The sequence below is a fragment of the Nocardia sp. NPDC060220 genome (genome assembly GCF_042727815.1).
GTDB lineage: Bacteria > Actinomycetota > Actinomycetes > Mycobacteriales > Mycobacteriaceae > Nocardia.
The window spans coordinates 1-3,392 of record NZ_JBHWZY010000763.1 but is presented as its reverse complement, the minus strand read 5'-3'; the positions used below and the strand labels follow the sequence as shown (position 1 = coordinate 3,392).

The 3,392-nt window shown below is 66.5% G+C and carries 3 protein-coding genes and 1 pseudogene; all 4 read left to right on the top strand.

Going from position 1 to position 3,392, the window contains the following annotated elements; translation table 11 throughout:
• The coding region (locus ACFWF3_RS29185; RefSeq protein ID WP_379316781.1) for an ABC transporter substrate-binding protein/permease at window positions 1-1,781 on the top strand (1,781 nt) is incomplete at its 5' end.
• Between the two features lie 76 nt (window positions 1,782-1,857).
• Window positions 1,858-2,583: an amino acid ABC transporter ATP-binding protein gene (locus tag ACFWF3_RS29180; protein WP_379316779.1), complete on the top strand. Its 726-nt coding sequence runs from the start codon at window positions 1,858-1,860 to the stop codon at window positions 2,581-2,583.
• A 112-nt stretch (window positions 2,584-2,695) separates the two neighbouring features.
• The gene (locus ACFWF3_RS29175) at window positions 2,696-2,992 is read left to right on the top strand and encodes a hypothetical protein (RefSeq protein WP_378989247.1); all 297 of its coding nucleotides are present in this window, start codon (window positions 2,696-2,698) and stop codon (window positions 2,990-2,992) included.
• Between the two features lie 137 nt (window positions 2,993-3,129).
• A pseudogene (locus ACFWF3_RS29170) lies at window positions 3,130-3,392 on the top strand (esterase family protein); the annotation flags it as partial.

The window sequence follows — 3,392 nt, the reverse complement described above, 5'->3', positions numbered from 1 at the left end:
TGGCAGGTGTACGAACTCGGGCGCGGATCGCTGCCCTCTTGCTCCTCGTCGGCGTCGCGGCGACCGGTTGTGGCGGCTCCGAGAGCAGCTCCGCGCGCGACCTCTGTTCGCCACCGGGACCGAGCGCCGCCGCTGCCGCGCCGACCAATCTGGCCGCGGGCGAAACCGCGGGCGCCGATCGCTACACCACCGCGACAACGGCGCCGGTCGACTCGATCGACACCACGAAGCTCGGCCTGCTCAACCCGGGCACCCTGAGCGTCGGCACCCTGTCCGACGCGCCGCCCAGCATCTGTGTCAACAGCGAGGGCGCCTTCACCGGCTTCGACAACGAACTCCTGACTGCGATCGGCGCGAAACTCGGTCTGCGCGTCGAGTTCTCCGGCACCGAGTTCGCGGGCCTGCTCGCCCAGGTATCGGGCAAGCGTTTCGATGTCGGCTCGTCCAACATCACCACCACCGATGCCCGCCGCGAACTGGTCGGCTTCACCAACGGCTACGACTTCGGCTACTTCTCCCTGGTCGTTCCGCAGGGCAGCGCGGTGAAAGGCTTCGGTGACCTGAACCAGAGCTCGCGCATCGCCGTGGTGCAGGGGACCGTGCAGGACGAGTTCGTGGTGAACCAGCTGAAGCTGGATCCGGTGAAGTTCCCCGACTACAACACCGCCTACGCGAATCTGAAGTCCGGCCAGGTCGACGCCTGGGTCGCACCGTCGGCGCAGGCCGAGGGCGCGATCAAACCGGGCGACGGAATCGTGGTCTCGCAGAACACCTTCAGCCTCGACAACTTCGTCGGCTACGCGGTGGCCAAGAACAACCAGCCGCTGATCGACGCACTCAACTCCGGCTTGGACGCGGTGATCGCGGACGGCACCTATGCCCGTCTGTACGCCGATTGGGTGCCCCGTGAACTCCCGCCGGGGTGGAAGCCGGGCTCCAAAGCGGCTCCCACACCCCAGCTTCCGGACTTCAAAGCGCTCGCGGCCGAGAACCAGCCGGGCGAGACCGAACAGGTCGCGCAGAAGTCGACGCTGCAACAGTTGAAGGACACCTTCTTCGACTGGTCGTTGTACCGCAAGGCTTTTCCCGATCTGATCAAGACCGGTCTGCCGAATACCCTGATCCTGGCCTTGGTCTCGGGTGTCCTCGGCACCGCGATCGGCATGTTGCTCGCGGTGATGGGCATTTCCCGCACCCGCTGGTTGCGCTGGCCCGCCCGCGTCTACACCGACATCTTCCGTGGCCTGCCCGCCGTGGTGATCATCCTGCTCATCGGTCTCGGCATCGGCCCGGTGGTCCGCAATATCACCGGCGGCAACCCGTACTGGCTCGGCGCGGTGGCGCTGGCGCTGCTCTCGTCGGCCTATATCGGCGAGATCTTCCGCTCCGGTATCCAGTCGGTGGAGCCCGGTCAGCTCGAAGCCGCGCGCGCGATGGGCTTCGGGTACCGCCAGTCGATGACGCTGGTGGTGATCCCGCAGGGTGTGCGCCGGGTGCTGCCCGCGCTGATGAACCAGTTCATCGCGCTGATCAAGGACTCGTCGCTGATCTATTTCCTCGGCCTGCTCGCCTCTCAGCGTGAACTGTTCGCCGTCGGCCGCGACCTCAACGCCCAGACCGGCAATCTGTCCCCGCTGGTCGCCGCGGGCCTGATGTATCTGGTGCTCACCATCCCGCTCACCCATCTGGTCAACTACATCGACCAGCGCATGCGCACCGGCAGACCCACTCCCGCCGACCCGATCGAGCAGGCAGTCATCACAGAAGGGCGAGGCGCATGAGCGAGCGTAGCGAGCGGCAGACCAGCACAGCTGCATATGCAGTCATGGCGGAACCGAGCGCCAGCGAGGTGGCGGCATGAGTGCATCGCTGACCGGCACCGGGCTCAACCTGGCGCTCGGCAACAACCACATCCTGCGCGGTGTCGACATCCACGTCGAGGCGGGCCACGCCACCACCGTCATCGGCCCGTCCGGCTCGGGCAAGTCGACGCTGCTGCGTGTGCTCAACCGCCTGCACGAACCCGATTCCGGCGATGTGCTGCTCGACGGCAAGTCGGTGCTGAAGGACAACCCCGACAAGCTGCGCCAGCGCATCGGCATGGTCTTCCAGCAGTTCAACCTGTTCCCCCACAAGACCGTCGCCGACAACATCGTGCTCGGCCCCCGCAAACTGCGCGGCCTGTCCGCCGACGAGGCCCGCGCGCTGGCGATCGAACAGCTCGAGATCGTCGGCCTGGCCGACAAGGCCGACGCCCGGCCCGCGTCGCTGTCGGGCGGCCAGCAGCAGCGCGTCGCCATCGCCCGCGCGCTGGCCATGAAACCGGAACTGATGTTCTTCGACGAGGCCACCTCGGCGCTGGACCCCGAGCTGGTGAAGGGCGTGCTGGCGCTGATGGCCGACCTCGCCTCGGGCGGCATGTCGATGATCGTGGTGACCCACGAGATGGGGTTCGCCCGCGAGGTCTCCGACAGCGTCGTGTTCATGGATCAGGGCGTCGTCGTGGAGACCGGCACCCCCGACGCCCTGTTCGACGACGCCAAGACCCCACGCCTGCGCCGCTTCCTCGATCAGGTCCTCTGACCAGGTAAGGGGCCTCACAGCAACGCATGCGCAACTGCTAATGTCGGAAGTGCTTGGAGCTCCATTCGATCAGTACCGGACCGAGTTCCGGGAAACCGGAAAGAGAGAGCCGATGACCACCACGCACGCCGAACACCCGCAGCACACCCATGTCCACGGCCCCACCTGCGGCCACGTCGCCGTTCCGCACGAGGACCACGTCGACTACGTCCACGACGGCCACCTGCACCGCGAACACGACGGCCACTTCGACGAGTGCGAGACCACAGCACACGTCGAGCACACCGCCCACACCCACGAGCACGGCCCCGGTTGTGGTCATGTCGCCGTCCCGCACGGCGACCACGTCGACTACATCCACGACGGCCACCGCCACGCCGCCCACGCGGACCATTACGACGATCACTGACCACTAGGCCGACCCCGCCCCGGTGGGGTCGGCTGCCCGTATTACCTCTGGCTCGACGATCGATCGGTTCCCCGGATAATGTCTGTGCCTGCGGCCTGCGTCATGCCTGCCGATTCACGGATGGGGATTCTCGGTCGATGGGCAGAACAATCAGGCGCACAATGGCTTTCGGTGTCGTCGGCAGCATGCTGGCCGCGTGCGCGGCCACCTTCGGCGCGGGCAACGGTCTGGCCGACGGGCGCGATCCGATCGTCGAAGCCAAGAAGCTCCTCGCGACGCCGACCACCGCGAACGGCTCGAACATCATCTCGAGCAGGGTCGATGATCGAAATCTGACCATGCTGGTCTTCTCCGCCGCGATGAACAAGGGCATCACCGTGAAGGTGCAGCGTCCGAAAGA